The organism is Mesorhizobium sp. M2A.F.Ca.ET.039.01.1.1, assembly GCF_003998035.1.
Taxonomy (GTDB): Bacteria; Pseudomonadota; Alphaproteobacteria; order Rhizobiales; family Rhizobiaceae; genus Mesorhizobium.
The window spans coordinates 15,253-30,811 of the sequence record NZ_RZRY01000017.1 but is presented as its reverse complement, the minus strand read 5'-3'; the positions used below and the strand labels follow the sequence as shown (position 1 = coordinate 30,811).

The 15,559-nt window shown below is 60.3% G+C and carries 10 protein-coding genes and 2 pseudogenes; 11 read left to right on the top strand and 1 reads right to left on the bottom strand.

Translation table 11 applies throughout. The features are described from left to right. A partial coding sequence (locus EOA24_RS03340; protein ID WP_133374454.1) for a Xaa-Pro peptidase family protein occupies positions 1–714 on the top strand: 714 nt, incomplete at its 5' end. Between the two features lie 513 nt (positions 715–1,227). Further along, a pseudogene (locus EOA24_RS03335) lies at positions 1,228–1,330 on the top strand (transposase); the annotation flags it as partial. Between the two features lie 146 nt (positions 1,331–1,476). On the opposite strand, the gene EOA24_RS41390 reads toward EOA24_RS03335, so the two are convergent. Then, the gene (locus tag EOA24_RS41390) at positions 1,477–1,620 is read right to left on the bottom strand and encodes a hypothetical protein (protein WP_189341492.1); all 144 of its coding nucleotides are present in this window, start codon (positions 1,618–1,620) and stop codon (positions 1,477–1,479) included. A 1,174-nt stretch (positions 1,621–2,794) separates the two neighbouring features. Between EOA24_RS41390 and EOA24_RS03330 the strand changes: the two genes are divergently transcribed. From EOA24_RS03330 to EOA24_RS03290, 9 genes and pseudogenes are all read left to right on the top strand, one after another. Next, entirely contained in the window at positions 2,795–3,958 is a 1,164-nt protein-coding gene (locus EOA24_RS03330) for a M20 aminoacylase family protein (protein WP_126080652.1), read from the top strand. Positions 3,959–4,148: 190 nt separating this feature from the next. Continuing rightward, positions 4,149–5,264: an ABC transporter substrate-binding protein gene (locus EOA24_RS03325; protein ID WP_126080653.1), complete on the top strand. Its 1,116-nt coding sequence runs from the start codon at positions 4,149–4,151 to the stop codon at positions 5,262–5,264. Between the two features lie 85 nt (positions 5,265–5,349). Then, entirely contained in the window at positions 5,350–6,447 is a 1,098-nt protein-coding gene (locus tag EOA24_RS03320; RefSeq protein ID WP_126080654.1) for an ABC transporter ATP-binding protein, read from the top strand. A 17-nt stretch (positions 6,448–6,464) separates the two neighbouring features. Beyond that, entirely contained in the window at positions 6,465–8,237 is a 1,773-nt protein-coding gene (locus tag EOA24_RS03315; protein WP_126080655.1) for an ABC transporter permease subunit, read from the top strand. A 122-nt stretch (positions 8,238–8,359) separates the two neighbouring features. Next, complete coding sequence (locus EOA24_RS03310) at positions 8,360–10,066, top strand: acetolactate synthase catalytic subunit (protein WP_126080656.1); 1,707 nt, start codon at positions 8,360–8,362, stop codon at positions 10,064–10,066. Positions 10,067–10,081: 15 nt separating this feature from the next. Further along, positions 10,082–11,098, top strand: a complete 1,017-nt coding sequence (locus EOA24_RS03305) for a cyclase family protein (RefSeq protein WP_126080657.1) — start codon at positions 10,082–10,084, stop codon at positions 11,096–11,098. 12 nt (positions 11,099–11,110) lie between these two features. Beyond that, positions 11,111–11,896, top strand: coding sequence for an SDR family NAD(P)-dependent oxidoreductase (locus EOA24_RS03300; RefSeq protein WP_126080658.1), 786 nt, complete (start codon positions 11,111–11,113; stop codon positions 11,894–11,896). 64 nt (positions 11,897–11,960) lie between these two features. Next, positions 11,961–13,402, top strand: a pseudogene (locus EOA24_RS03295) (NAD-dependent succinate-semialdehyde dehydrogenase); the annotation flags it as partial. Positions 13,403–13,967: 565 nt separating this feature from the next. After that, on the top strand, positions 13,968–14,867 hold the full coding sequence (locus tag EOA24_RS03290) for a hypothetical protein (protein WP_245466449.1): 900 nt from the start codon (positions 13,968–13,970) through the stop codon (positions 14,865–14,867). Positions 14,868–15,559 lie beyond the last annotated feature (692 nt).

Genomic DNA, 15,559 nt, shown 5'->3' with positions numbered 1-15,559 from the left:
AAGCTTGTCAGCTGGCTCCGCCTAGTCAAATCCGATCTCGAAATAGAAGTCATGCGGGAAGCCGCCGCCATTTCCGACGCCGCGATGAAGCGCGCCAGCGAAGTCATACGTGCCGGTGTAGCGGAAGCCGACGCGGCGGCAGAGATCGCGGCGGCGTTAATCCGGGGAGCGAATGGAAAGCCGGGAACGGCGCTGAAGGCCTTCTATCTCTGCGCCTCGCCTCGGATAGGTACCTGTCACATTCCGTGGACGGGGGACGTGTTCCGCGACGGGTCCCAGATCAATCTCGAACTCGGCGGCACTCGCCATGGATATTCCGCGGGCCTCATGCGTACTTTCTCGATCGGCGCCCCGTCCGAACGCCTGCGCCGCATTCATGAGGCCCAGGTCGAAGGCCTTGAGGCGGCACTCGCCGCAGTCCGGCCGGGATCAACGTGCAGCGAAGTGGCCAACGCGTTCTACAAGACGCTCCGCAAACACGGTTTCGAAAAGGAAACGCGCTGCGGCTACGCGCACGGCATTGGCTGGCTCGAACCGACTGCAAGCCTCCGGGATGGCGACACGACTGAGCTGAAGCCGAACATGACCTTTCATTTGATGCTGGGCAACTGGATTGAGGACGACTTCGGTTACGTGATCAGCGAGACATTCCGGGTCGCCGGCACCGGCGCTGAGGTAATCACAAACACGCCGCGGAAGATCTTCGAAATCTGAACGGGCAATCGTGTCCGGTCGCCTATCTATTCGATCGTGTTGATGTCAGGCGCTTCTAAGTTGTCCGAATCGCCGGCGTTTTGATGTCCTCCGGAGGGTCTTGCTTCTCTCCGGATTGGCTCTTGGGATTAGAAGAATGGCGGAAAGATCTGTTCGGCGTCTGATTCAATGATGCGATCAGCACGTGGACCGTAGCGAACTCCCTCCGAAGGACTTCTGTCCGCCAGTTGGCGGATTTGAGGTGACACTAGTTGCGATGGCTTCTGGAGCGATTGCGGTCAAGCTTGTTAGTGCTTCATGTCCTATTCGATTGTTCGATCGGTTGGCGACCATCTCCTCGTCCTGACTTGGCTTCGGCTGTGCCGCGGGGGACTGGCCGGTCGTGTTGGCCGGCAGGTCATCGCGTGCGCGACGTGGCTTTGATGGAGCTACGAGCCCGATGGCTGCGATCGCGGCTGGTCTCGCGGCGCACCGCGACGATTTCCAGATCCGTGCCTTCCTCATCGAACAGGCGCATGGCTTGGCCTCGTGCCACGGCAATACAGTACCGGAGGGAAGCCGACTGTCCGCCGCATCTCAAAACCAGGAAGCCGCTTATCTGCGAATTCTGTTAATCCAGGCGGCCAGCTTCGGCGCATGGCTGCAGAATGCCGCGCCGCGGCTTCATCGCAGCAAGCTCGCCACGGCACTGGCTATCGCTGAAGCGCCAAAGTCCCGACAGCGATCGAAGGCTTCGCTGTGCCGATCGCCGCGACCAGGAGATCATCGGCGCGACGCCGGCACGCTCATCAGGCGACGGCAGTTCGCCTCGTTCTGGCTGATCTCCTCGATCTCCTGGCTGACCGTTTCGATGAGCTCGTCGAGCCACAGCCAGTCCTCGTAGAGTCCAACGATCGGATCGCTCATGCGCGGCGATATCTCGTCGGCACGGTTCTCCAGGATTGCGAACTGCGAGTTGCGAAGTGCTCTCGCGCCGGGCAGCACGGCAATACCGTGCTGCGCAATGGCTGGACATTCGGCAGCACCGAAACGAGGTGACGGCCATCTAAACCGCCACCCCCCAGTGCGCGAGAAGCATGGAGCGAATATGAACGCACCCGGAATCTGTTTGACCCAAATGGTTGCCTGGCAACCTATCCGCTAATGAGATTAACGGTGCGTGCGAATTCCCCATCAAGGCCATGACACGCGAGCCGACCAAAAGGGCCGGATACATATGAGCGACTTCCGCTATCCTCCACGCCTCACTTGCGATCAGCAGCCGGTCCATACAATTGGGTCAGGTGGCCGCAAGCATGGTGTCTTGCCGTTTCCAGCGAAGTTCGGTGGCGTCCAGCCACGTGCGAGGCATGATCACCGCCAGTCTTCTGGCAAGCGCGACAATGGCTTTTTGCGTCCCTCGCCGATTGGCGACGTTCTTCGCCCCGGCCTTAAACCACGACCAATTTGCCAACGCGTCAGCGGGACTGGGCGGCCTCGAAGGCAACGACCTCTTCATGCCTAGGCCCGCAGGGGGACATGCATTCAACGCGCTCCCTTTCTCCCTGCTGAAATTACCCGGTCATGGCCGACTTCATTATCTCCGGAGGGACAACCCCGGTCGCCTACGAAACAAGATCGATCACGACCAAACAATTGCCCTAGCCACCTGACGGCGATCATCGATGCTGTGATTTGCGACAATGACGCTGCTTCCCGGACCCTTTTTCGATCGCAGCCTGATTATGCTCGATGTCGGAGGGAAATCCTAGCTTCCGCCGCCCCGTGACTAGTGCCATCGCCGAGGCCGCGGTCCACGCTGTCATGGATGATCTGGTCAGAGAGGGCCTCACGATCTTAATTCGGTGGGCCGGGCCGACGCGCGAGGACGCAGACATCCAAGGGTCAGTTCCGTAACCGACTTGCCCCACGGCGACCTAGCATGTGCTGGCCGGGACCGACCTCTGTGCTGAAAAGCGAGCCTCGGGTCCATCTCGTTACTAGATGTCGATGATACACAAAAGGCATTTGACGAAATCGTGCTGCGGAATGATGCTCGCTTAAATAAGGCACTAGGACAGAAAAAGCTGGGAACTAATAGATGTACAGCGTCGACACTTTCCGACATCTCCAGGAAGAAGCCACGCAATGGCGCCGCTACCTGCACCAGAATCCGGAACTGGGATACGAGGTGCACAATACGGCGAAGTTCGTTGCTGAGAAGCTGGCCTCCTTCGGTATCAATCACATCGAGACGGGCATCGCCGAGACCGGCGTGGTTGCCCTGATCCAGGGTGAGGGCGGGGAGGGGCCGACGATCGGACTGCGCGCCGATATGGATGCCCTGCCGATCCTGGAAGCGTCGAACAAGGCCTGGTCCTCGCGGATACCCGGCAAGATGCACGCGTGCGGCCATGACGGCCACACCGCGATGCTATTGGCGGCTGCAAAACACCTCGCCGCGACGCGCAACTTCAAAGGCTCAGCGGCTTTGATCTTCCAGCCCGCCGAGGAAGATGGACGAGGTGCTTTGAAGATGGTCCAGGAAGGAATCATGGAGCGCTTCAACATCTCCCAGGTCTACGGCCTGCACAACTCACCCGGCACTGACATTGGCCAGTTCGCCATCCGGGAGGGCGGTATGATGGCGGCGCTTGACGAGTTTGACATCATCGTCAAGGGGAGGGGCGGGCATGCAGCTTCGCCCCACAGGACTGTCGACCCTGTGGTCACCGCCGCACAAATCATCGTTGCCCTCCAGACCGTGGTGTCCCGCAACACCGACCCCACTGACGCCCTCGTCGTTTCTGTCACGAAGTTCACGGCGAGCCAAGCCTACAACGTCATCGCGGACCAGGTCGAAATGGGTGGGACTGTCAGGAGTCTGACCTCCGCCGTGCGCGATCTGGCGCAGCGGCAGATCAGGTTATGCGCCGAGGGCGTGGCCCACGGGATGGGCGCGGAAATTGAGTTCAGGCATCGGCGGCTCGAACCCCTTACATTCAATCACACGGCCGGAACACATTTCGCGATCACCGCAGCCCGCGGCCTCGTGGGCCATGACGCCGTAAACGACAACGTCAAGCCTTCGATGGGATCCGAAGACTTTGCCTACATGCTGGAAGCGCGGCCGGGCGCGATCATCCTCTTGGGGAACGGCTCGACGCCGGGCTTGCACAATCCCGCTTACGATTTCGACGACGAGGCGATCCCGTATGGCGTGGGCTATTGGGTAACCCTCGTCGAGAAGATTCTGGCGGCCTGACTTGTCGGGTTACGGCTCGTGAACCGGGCTGAACGGCGAGAGATGCTTCAGTTGACCGTGAAACGCGCAGGACAGGACCGCGTCGGCACCGCCACGTAGATCACTTCGCGAAGTCTCGATTGCGGCCGTCCGCTGGGTCGGCGAAAATTGCATATTCAATTATGCTCAACATTAAAAAAGGGGAATGGCCATGAGCTTCTCTATTATCATTAACCGCAGGCGTTTCCTGCAGGCAGCATCAACCGCCTTGGCTGCCGGCGCACTTCCTTCCATTGCCAGTAACAAGGCATCGGCGCAGACTCCTGGCGAACTGCGCGTCCTTGTCTACGGTGGCGATACCGGAAAGGCGATGATTGAGGCCTATGTAAAACCATTTGAAGCCGAAACAGGCATTAAGATGACCCCGATTACCGATCAGGGCGACCGGGCATCGATCGAGATGATGGTTGCGCAGAATAACGTCACCGTCGATGTTGTCACCGCTAACCAGGGATCTTCGTTCGAGTTGTCCCAAAAGGGTCTTTTTGAGCCGATCGATTATTCTATTTACAGGAATGAAGACCTAGACGGGCTCGCCGACTTCGCAAAGCAGCCGTTTGGCGTAGCTAACGTAGTTTATGCGTTCGTCATGGTCTACAATACCGAAAAATTCCCAGCGGGTAAGCTGCGGCCGACCACATGGGCGGAATTCTGGGACGTGAACAGTTTCCCGGGTGTCCGCAGTCTTGTCAGCGGCCAATATGGTTCAGAAGGCCCTTGGGAGGAAGCCCTTCTCGCCGATGGCGTAAATCCAAAGGATATATATCCTATGGACCTAGATCGTGTTTTCAAAAGTTTGGACAGAATAAAGCCCGATATTCGCAAATGGTGGGGAACAGGGTCCGAAATCCAGCAGATGATGCATGACAAGGCAGTAGATCTTGTAAATGCCTATGATGGTAGGGCCGGCACGTTGATCAAGCAGGGAGCACCGCTTGAAATTAATCGTAACCAGGCGAAAATAACTTGGGACTACTGGCAGATTGTGAAGGGGTCTCCTAACGCGCACGCTGCGCAACAGTTTGTCGCATTTACCGCGCGCGCCGACCGTCAGGCAGCATTTTCACAACTCATGCCGTTCGGCCCGAGCAACCTCAACGCGTTCAAGGTTCTACCGGAAGATATTGGGCGCTCGCTGGCCAGCCACCCCGACTACCTGAGGTCAAGTGTGCTAATCGACTCGAAATGGTACGCCGAGAAGGGATCGGACGGGCTCACGAACACCGAAAAGCTGGTCCAGCGCTGGAACGAGTGGATCCTGCTTTAAGCCCCTGTCGGCCTTTTGCGACGGCATTTACCGATGACGTGCCGCACCGAACCAGCACGTCATCGTTCGGCTTGGAGTGACGAACATGAATGCACCAGTCAGAACGCTGCATCCGCTAGCTAAGGATAGACCATTGGAGAAACTCGCTCTTTCCGAGCAAATCGAATTTCGGAACGTCACCAAATTATACGGTCAGGTCATTGCGGTCAGGAGCCTGTCGTTGACCGTTGGGCGCGGCGAGTTCCTCACGATCCTTGGTCCGAGCGGTTCTGGCAAGACGACGACACTCATGCTGCTGGCGGGGTTCGAGGCGCCTACCGAAGGTGATATCCGCATCGCTGGGAAGTCCGTCGCCTCGGTACCTTCCTATCGGCGCGATCAGGGCGTCGTCTTCCAAAGCTATGCGCTCTTCCCGCACCTCACCGTTCGCCGCAACCTTGAATTTCCGCTCGAGATGCGCGGCATCAGGTCGGCTGAGCGGGCCGCGAGAGCCGAACGCATCCTGTCACGTGTCCATTTGGACGGCTTGGGTGACCGCATGCCATCACAGCTCAGCGGTGGGCAGCAGCAGCGCGTGGCGCTCGCCCGGGCCCTCATAGCCGACCCTCCAATCTTGTTGCTAGACGAGCCGTTGGGAGCACTAGACCGTAACTTGCGTGAGCAAATGCAGGGTGAGATCAAGGGGCTTCACAAAGAGTTCGGAATCACTACGGTGTGTGTCACACACGACCAGGAGGAGGCGCTCACGCTTTCCGATCGGATCGTGGTGATGAACGCTGGACGAATTGAGCAAACTGACACGCCTGAGGCGCTATATGACCGTCCTGTCTCCCGGTTTGTCGCGAATTTCCTTGGGGACGCCAACATCCTCGATGATCCGTCATTCGCTGTTGAGTCGGATACGCCGCAACCGGACGGCACCGTCGCGATGATCCGGCCGGAACGTATACGGATCTCCGCCCCTGGCGCCACGAAGAGTGCCGACGCCGATCAGCGCCAGCATGTCGCCGGCACCGTGACCGATATGATCTATGCCGGCCCGCTGCGAAGATACCATGTGGCTGTCGGCGATAACGACGTGGTCATACGCGAACACGTCGCCGCGGGGCGTCAGATCTTCCAGATCGGGGACACCATTCAGCTCGACTGGTTGAGATCGGACATCCGCTTCGTCACGACGTGATCTCAGGGGACTCGCAGATGTTGACTTTACAAAAGCTTACGCGGGCCTCTGTTGTGCTGACCTTTCCGGCGCTCTGCCTCCTGCTACTCGTCTTTGCCATACCGATCGTCCAGCTCTTCTTAAACAGCATCAACGCCCCCGCGCTCTCCCTCGTCAATTACGTGACGTTCTTCGTGCATCCTGCGAACGTTCGCGTCCTCATCCAGACCATCGAGGTAAGCATCGTAGCCACGGTCATCTGCGCTATCATCGGCTACCCGACGGCCTACCTGATCACGGCTGCTTCGAAGCAGGTCCGGTCTGTCTTGGTCATCCTCGTCCTGATCCCGTATCTCACGAGTTCGCTGGCCCGAACCTACGCCTGGGTCATGATCCTAGGTGACCGCGGCCTTATCAATAACCTGCTGCTCGATCTGCGCGTCATCACCAGTCCTCTGCCTCTGATTTACAACCGTATGGCCATGTATATCGGCATGGTCCACATCATGTTGCCGATCATGATCCTGCCGCTAGTGAGCGTGATGCTCGGCATCGATAAGTCGCAAGTGGCAGCCGCGCGCAGCATGGGCGCGCGTCCGTTCTCGGCCTTCTGGCGCGTGTTCTTACCGCTCAGTCTGCCCGGCTTACGCAGTGGTGCGTTGCTCGTCTTCATCCTGAGCCTCGGATTCTACATCACGCCCGCAGCCCTTGGTGGCCTGCGCGATGCCATGCTCTCGACTTTCATCGCGGCTGAGGTGCAAAGCTCATTCAATCTCGGCCGGATAGGGGCAGCGTCATTTATTCTCCTCGCGATCGCGATGACGGTGCTCGCCGTCCTCAGACTCAATCCGGCCGGCCCCAAAGGCAATGCTGCGTCGGATCGGCGAAACCGTTTTCCCGCAGCGGGGGCCTTGGTGCGACATCTCACTGAGCTCGGCACGCTTCGGCGGGCGCGTCGCTGGAACATGCATCTTTACCGCGCTGGCGACGCCACCCATGTGTGGAGGTTCATAGGGATCACGGTAGTCATATTCACCCTACTCTTTCTCCTCTTCCCGGGCGTGGTGGTGATCATCGTGTCTTTTAGCGCCGGAACGCAGTTGGAATTCCCTCCATCCGGCTTTTCCGTGCAATGGTATCGTTCGTTTTTTGCCGATCCGTCGTGGAACGGGGCCGCGCTGAGCAGTTTCGAAATTGCAATCTCGGTAACCATAATCTCGACCATACTCGGCACGCTGGCCGCCTATGGACTCAGTCGCAGCGCGCCAATGCTGCGCAACGTGCTCACGTTGGTCCTCCTAGCACCGATCACCTTTCCGGTGATCGTGGTCGGCATCGCAGCCTACCTTGGTCTGGTATCCTTCGGCCTAGTCGGATCGAAGACAGGCATCGTCTTGGCGCACAGCATTGGCGCTATGAGCTATGTCGTAGTTGTCGTCGCGGCAACGCTGGCCAACTTTGACATTAGTCTTGAGCAAGCCGCTAAGAGCATGCGGGCCGGGCCGTTCCGGACATTCATGAGGGTGACTCTGCCTTTGATCCGGCCAGGCATCCTCGGCGGGGCGGTTTTTGCGTTCCTCCATTCGTTCGACGAAGTGGTCATATCCTTGCTCGTCAGCGGTCTATCCATACGCACGCTTCCCTTAAAGATGTGGGAAAACATCCGGCATGAAATCGACCCCACCGTCGCCGCGGTGGCGTCGCTGCTGATGCTTCTGCCCGTGCTCTGGCTCGTCGCCATGTACTTCATCTGGTGGCGGTCAAGATCCAGAATGCAAGCTGCCTCAGCCCGCATGCTCGCCGCGGTCTGAATCCGCACTACTCGTTAGGGCTCCCGGGCAGTGCCAGCGTGTCAACCGCACGGCATGTTACGCGCCTTGGGGCCGCGGTCACTCTGCGCCTGACCATTCAGAACTCTATAGGAAGAAACACGATGACAGAAATCGAACCTACCGTTGCCGTAACAATCGCTCGTGCGTTGTCGCGCCACGGCGTGAAGTTCATATTCGGTCAGAGCCTTCCTTCCGCCGTGATCCTCGCTGCGGAGGAAATCGGAATCCGTCAAATCGCCTACCGCCAGGAGAATATGGGTGGTGCGATGGCCGATGGTTTCGCGAGGGCCTCGGGACAGGTCGCGGTGGTCACCGCCCAGAACGGTCCAGCAGCGGCACTGCTCGTTGCACCGCTGGCCGAGGCCCTGAAGGCCAGCATCCCCGTGGTGGCTCTCATTCAGGAGGTAGAGCGACTGCAGGTGGATAAGAATGCCTTTCAGGAACTCGATCACCTGGCGCTTTTCGCATCCTGCGCCAAGTGGACGCGCCGTATTGGCACCGCGGATCGGGTTGACGACTACGTGGACGCCGCGTTCGTGGCTGCGGCGAGTGGCCGGCCGGGGCCTGCCGTCCTTTTACTGCCGGCTGACCTGCTCCGCGAGACAGCCCAGCCCAGCGCCCACAAGCGCGAGGCATGCCTCAGCGCCTGGCCCCTCGACCGGACCCGGCCGTCGGATGCCAGCATTGCCGAAGCGGCTTTCCTAATCGCGAAAGCCCATTGCCCGGTGGTCATGGCGGGTGGGGGCGCCCTTTCCACCGGCGCGCCATCGGCTCTGGCGAACCTTCAGGAATTTGCCTCGCTCCCTGTATTCACGACGAACATGGGGAAGGGTGCCGTCAATGAATTCCACCCCCTTTCATTCGGCGTGCTCGGATCCCTCGTAGGGCCAACATCGCTTGGCCGCTTCACGCGGAGCTTGGTCGAGGATGCCGACCTGATCCTGCAAGTTGGAACACGAAACAACCAGAACGGCACCGACAGCTGGCGCCTCATTCGTCCGGGTACAAGGATCATCCAGATCGACCTTGACCCGCAGGAGATCGGGCGCAACTACGAGGCAGTCCGCCTCGTCGGGGATGCAGCAGAAACCCTCAAAGCACTCACGCAGGCCCTCAAGACCCAAGATCTCAAGGCAAGGTCACAGGCGCGCCCCGGTCTGGCCGAGCGGATTGCCGATGCCTGGCGCCAGTTCGAGACGGTCAGGGCACCCCTTCTAAAGCAGGCAACCGCAGGGATCAGGCCAGAACGCGTGATGGCGGAACTGCAGAATCTGCTCCAGCCAGAGATGATCATCACTGCTGATGCAAGCTACTCATCGATGTGGGTCGTCGGTCATCTGCGAGCGCCACGGGAAGGGACGCGCTTCCTCACACCCCGTGGGCTCGCCGGGCTCGGATGGGGCCTTCCGCTCGCCATTGGAGCAAAAGTCGCGCGGCCTTCGGCACCTGTTGTGGCGCTTGTCGGGGACGGCGGCTTTGCCCATTCCTGGGCCGAATTGGAGACGATGGTCCGCATGGGAATTCCGGTGACGGTCGTCGTCCTGAACAACGGCATCCTCGGCTTCCAGAAGGACGCAGAAACCGTGAAGTTTGGGGCCTATACCACAGCCTGCCATTTTGCAGCGGTTGATCACGCGGCGATTGCGCGCGCCTGTGGCTGCGAAGGGATAAGAGTCGAGGACGCTGCGGCTCTGCCGGAGGTCCTCAAGCGAGCCCTCGTCGCCGAGCGGCCGACACTCATCGAGGTGATGACGGATCCCGATGCGCATCCTCCGATTTCGCTGTTTGCCGGGACCCTGGATCACTGAGCGGAATGGCGTTACGTGGGCAACCGATGGAACAATAAGCCGGAAGGCGCAAACCGGGGCCTGTTCGGCGCCGACGACGAAGTCGGGCGCCTCAACCTGATCACGGATGACATCCGACTGAAAGCGGCCGCCGAGATCAGGACCGGCCGGGCTTTCTGCCTCAGCTTGCCACTGGATCTCCCCGGCGGGACTGCGCTCAATCCGAACCGCAAGCCGCCGCGTCGTCATGTGGCGATACGCAAGCAGGGACTGCCGGCGGTGAACTATCCCCTATATCTGGAGAACACTCATTACATTGACGCGTCCTGCGATGACAGCGTGACACTATTCACACAATATTCGACGCAGTGGGACGCCCTTAGCCACATCGGGCAGCATTTCAACACCGACGATGACGGCACCGCTGAGATCGTCTATTATAATGGCTTCAGGGGCGGCACGGATGTTCTTGGACCCGATGCCGAAGGCGGAGCTCGCGCGCGCCGATTAGGCATCGACAAGTTCGCCGAGACCTGCGTCCAAGGTTGGGGCGTGCTGCTTGACCTAGGCAGGATCTATGGACGGGACCGAACCCTGGTCGGCTACGATGCCCTAGTGCGTGCTATGCAGACTCAGTCCGTTAAAGTCGAGGCGGGCGACATACTGTGCGTTCACACCGGATTCGCCAAACTTGTTGTCGACATGGACGGCAGCCCGGATCCGCGTGTTCTGCACAATGCCTGCGCCGTACTAGAGGGGCGGGACGACAGGCTGCTCCGGTGGATCGACGACTGCGGTATCGCCGCGCTGGTTGCCGACAACTTCGCGGTGGAGGCGTATCCGAATCGCGTACCGGACGGCTGCGACCACTGCGCCGGCCTGCCGCTGCACCAGCATTGTCTATTCAAGCTTGGCCTTGACGAGCTCTGGTATCTATCGGACTTGGCTGCGTGGCTAAGAGATCATAACCTTAGCCGGTTTTTCCTTACCGCTCCGCCTCTGCGCCTGCCCGGCTCGTTCGGCTTGCCGCTGACACCCGTCGCCACAGTGTAGGAGAAGTAGGTCGTGGACCAGGTTTCGCACGCGACCGCATTCGCCGGCAAGGTGGCTCTGGTGACAGGCGCCGCGCGGGGCATCGGACTTTCGATCGCCACCCGGTTTCTCAACGCCGGCGCCAATGTTGTGCTGGCGGACCTCTCCGAGAGTGACCTGAACGCCAGCATTTCGACCCTGTCTTCGGACTGTACTGGGCGGGCCTTGGCGGTGCGCGTTGATGTGTCCACAGACGCTGATGTCACGCGAATGGTCCAGGCTACATCGGCTCGATTCGGGCGGGTCGACATCCTGGTCAACAACGCGGGAATCTCTCCGAAACACGGCGGACGGAAGGCAACGGTTGAGGAGATGCTCGCCGTGGAGTGGCGTCAGGTTCTCGAAGTAAATCTGACAGGCGCCTTCCTCTGCTGCCGGGCTTGTCTTCCCCACATGCGGGCGGCGAAATGGGGCCGGATCATCAACATCGCATCGGTGGCCGGCCGAACGAAAACCGAGATTGCAGGAGCACACTATGCCGCGTCAAAGGCCGGCATGATGGCCCTTGCCCGCACCCTTGCGGTTGAAGTCGGCTCAGCGAACATCACGGTGAATTCCATTGCGCCGGGTCGCATCGAAACTCCGATGGCTGCCGCGGCTGGTGCCGAACTTAACCAGGCCTACGTCGCCAGCATTCCTGTCGGCCGACTGGGCACCGGTGACGACATCGCCGCTGCGGTCGCCTACCTGGCATCTGAAGACGCTGCCTTCCTCACGGGTGTCACGCTCGACGTTAACGGCGGCTCATTCATGATCTGATCCGCCTGGCGGCTGAATACTTACAAGACTTGAAAGTGGAGCTCTGGGTATGGGTGTACTTACCATGATGCCGGAGGGACTGGCCGTTCCTTCTCTTCTGATCGAACGCGCCTATGTCGCCGGCGAATGGATTTCGGGCGGACGTCGCTTTGACATGACCAATCCCCTCGACCGGCGCGGTCGTTTCGTCGGTCCCCGATGTCGGAAGGGATACGGTGGAGCAGGCCATCGACCCCGCGCACCGCGCGTAACGGGAATGGACCCGACGCACAGGCAAGGAGAGAGCTGGGGTCCTGCGCGCCCTCCATGACCTCATGGTCGCGAATGCCAACGATCTCGCGGCCGTCCTCACCGCCGAGATGGGCAAACCGTTCGCCGAAGCGCGCAGCGAGATCCTGTACGGCGCGTCCTACGTCGAGTGGTTCGCCGAGGAAGCAAGCGTCCTACGGCGACGTCATTCCCGGACATCAGGACGACAAGCGCATTATGGTAATACGCCAGCCGGTCGGCGTGGTCGGTGCGATCACCCCGTGGAACTCCCCGGATGAGATGCTAGCGAGGAAGGTGGCGCCAGCGCTTGCTGCGGCTGCGCCATCGTCTCCAAGCCCGCCGCCCAGACACCGCTCTCGGCGCTGGCACTGGCGCTGCTCGCCGAGCGCGCGGGACTGCCGGGCGGACTGTTCTCGGTGATCACTTCGAAGGACGCGGTCATGGTGGGCAAGGCGTTCTGCGAGAACACCAAGGTTCGCAAGATCACGTTCACAGGCTCTATGCAGGTTGGCCGCACGCTGATGCGGCAGGCTTCCGGCCGGATCAAGAACCTTGGCCTCGAACTCGGCGGCAACGCCCCTTTCATCGTCTTCAACGACGCGGACCTGGATGCTGCCGTCGAAGGCGCGATCCTGTCGAAACTCCGCAATGCCGGGCAGACCTGTGTGTGCGCCAACCGCCTCTACGTGCAGTCCGGGATCAATGATGCCGCCGCGGCGGCGTTGACGAAGCGCGTCAGGAGCCTCAAGGTCGGCGACGGCTTCGAGAAAGGCGTGGCGATCGGACCGCTCATCGAGGAGAAGGCCGCCGCCAAGTGAAGGAGCACATTGCCGACGCATGTGCAATGGGTGCTCAAGTCGTCGCCGGCGGCGAACCGCACGAAAGAGGTGGGCTGTTCTTCACGCCGACGATCCTGACCGATGTAACGCAGGAGATGAAGGTCGCGCGCGAAGAGACATTTGGGCCGGTCGCGCCTCTCTTCCGATTTGATACGGAAGAAGAGGTCATCAAGCGCGCAAACGCTACCGAGTTCGGTCTCGCGTCCTACATCTACACCCGCGATGCATCCCGGATCTTCCGTGTCTCCGAGGCGCTGGAATAGGGCATGGTCGTCATCAACACGGGGCTCATCTCCACCGAGGTTGCGCCGTTCGGTGGCATCAAGCAGTCCGGCATCGGCCGCGAAGGTTCGAGTACGGCCTCGAGGACTACACCGAGTTGAAGTATCTATGCCTGTCCCTCCAGGATCCCGGGCAGAGAGTTATCTCCTGCACTAAGCCGGGTAGGGACCGCGTTGCTGCAGGTCATGAGCGGTCTGGATGATCCCAAGCTGTCGACCTCGAGCGCGGGACGCTTGTTGCCGGTCCGGCCGGATTGCGTCTCCTCGAAGATCTACTCGCAGCCGGCGCGCATCAGAGCATCAGAGCATTGCAGGTCCAAGTTCTGGCCGTCGAAACGTGCGCGTAGCCGATCTGCATGTCCGGATTGAATCACAGAATTACAGAATCGATTCCGTAAGAGCTCACGTCCGGACATACAGACGTTATTTCGGCCGGATGCCGGCAACGCGCATGACGCTCCGCAGATGCCGGGAAACGGTCGCTATGCAGATATGCGGCTGGTTTGCTGCGGGGAGACAGCCGCGACGTCGCCGGGAAAGCCATCTGGCCTCACGATGGTGCCGCCTGCATTCGATATTTGACCGGCCGGCACAAGTGCGATCACATGGGCACGTGACCACCCGCAAGGGCGGCGCTGCCTCCGATGATGATGATATAGAATACTGCTCGAGGTTCCCCGCGTGACATCACATAGACCTCCTGCCTCCTTAGGCTTTCTCGAGCTTGAGCGCGGGCTCGCGCCGGGCGAGAAACCTCCGCAAACGTATCCCGGTTCCCTGCTCAATCCAGATACTTACGACTTTCCGATCATCATCGAGACAGTGGAGGGTGCTTGGGCGGATCGCGTCATCCGAGGCGATCCGTCGCTTGAACCGGCCTACGTCACGTCAGCGCAACGCTTGGTCGAACGGGGCGCCGTTGCCGTGATCGCCAACTGTGGGTTCGCCATCCGACATCAGGCAGCGGTGGCCGCGTCGGTGAACGTACCCGTGGCGCTGTCAAGTCTCCTGCTTATACCGACCCTGCTACGTCAGCTTCCACCCGGCGCCAAGCTCGCGGTACTGACTGCCGATTCCACGCATTGCAGCGAAGGCCTATTCGGGATCGACGACCCGGCCGAGCGTGCGCGGATAGTGGTCGGCGGTATCGAAGGTGGAAAGCTCCTGGATAACGAAATGCAGCGCCCGCCGCGGCGCACGCTAGTGTCTGAAATCGAGGACGATGTCACGGCGTGCGTCACGCGACTGAGAAGGAGATATCCGCACATCGCGGCTTTTCTGTGTGAATGTACCGCATTCCCTCTGGTGTCCCCGATCATACGCCGGTTGACTGGGCTGCCTGTTTTCGACACGGTGATGCTGAGCCGAATGTTATTCACCAGCGCGGCGTGGACCGAATCATTCGAAACCAATCAGCGGACCCTCGCAGAAATAGTGAAGGACCGGGATGAAGGCGCTTATCTGGATAGGCGAGTGAAAGTCTTCACGGCGTCGCGATGGGCACCAGCGGCCGGGTCGCCAGCTCCCTCAAGCGACGCCTGTCAGTCGACGTCGACCATGAGCGATGGCAAGACATCGTAGTTATAGCGTCACCTTTAAGCGTTGGCCGTGCAGGAAAATCTGTCGGGCGAGACGCTGCACATTTGGGGGAACGGCATGACATCACCCGCACCCTGATCCTTGTCTGGATTGGCAGAGGCAGGTGGAGTGGTTCGATGAACATACGGCTTCGGCCGCTCTGATCACGGAAATGAGGCGCGAATCGCCGCAGCTGATCGGCAAGCAGGCTCAGGAGCTGGAATTTCTAGGGCGATCACGGCCTGCAACCGAAGGTCAGACGCCGGTTCGTCGCCGCGACCGACAGCATTCATAGCAGTCCGATCTACTCCAATCTGGCAAAAGGACATTGTCCCGACCTGCCAACCAACTCTAGGTCGGCGATATCACCTATGCCGCGCTACCGGCCCGCTTCGTCTACGTCGCCGTCATTCTCGACGTCTGGTCGCGCATGATCGTCGGCTACGCCATCGCCCGCGCGATCGATGCCCCCCGACGGTCGCCGTTGCGCCGCAATCGAGCGCAGAAAGCCGCCGCCAGGCCGCGTCCAGCGGCTCCCGGCCCGCAACGATCGAGGATTAACACATCCGGCAGACGAGCAAAACCGCAGCCCGATCGGTGTAACCCTAGAGCGCACTCCAGATCGCGGTCAGTTTCTGCAGTCGAGCATTGCGACCAACATCTCATGTCGACCGCCGTCATCACCGCCGCCTCGC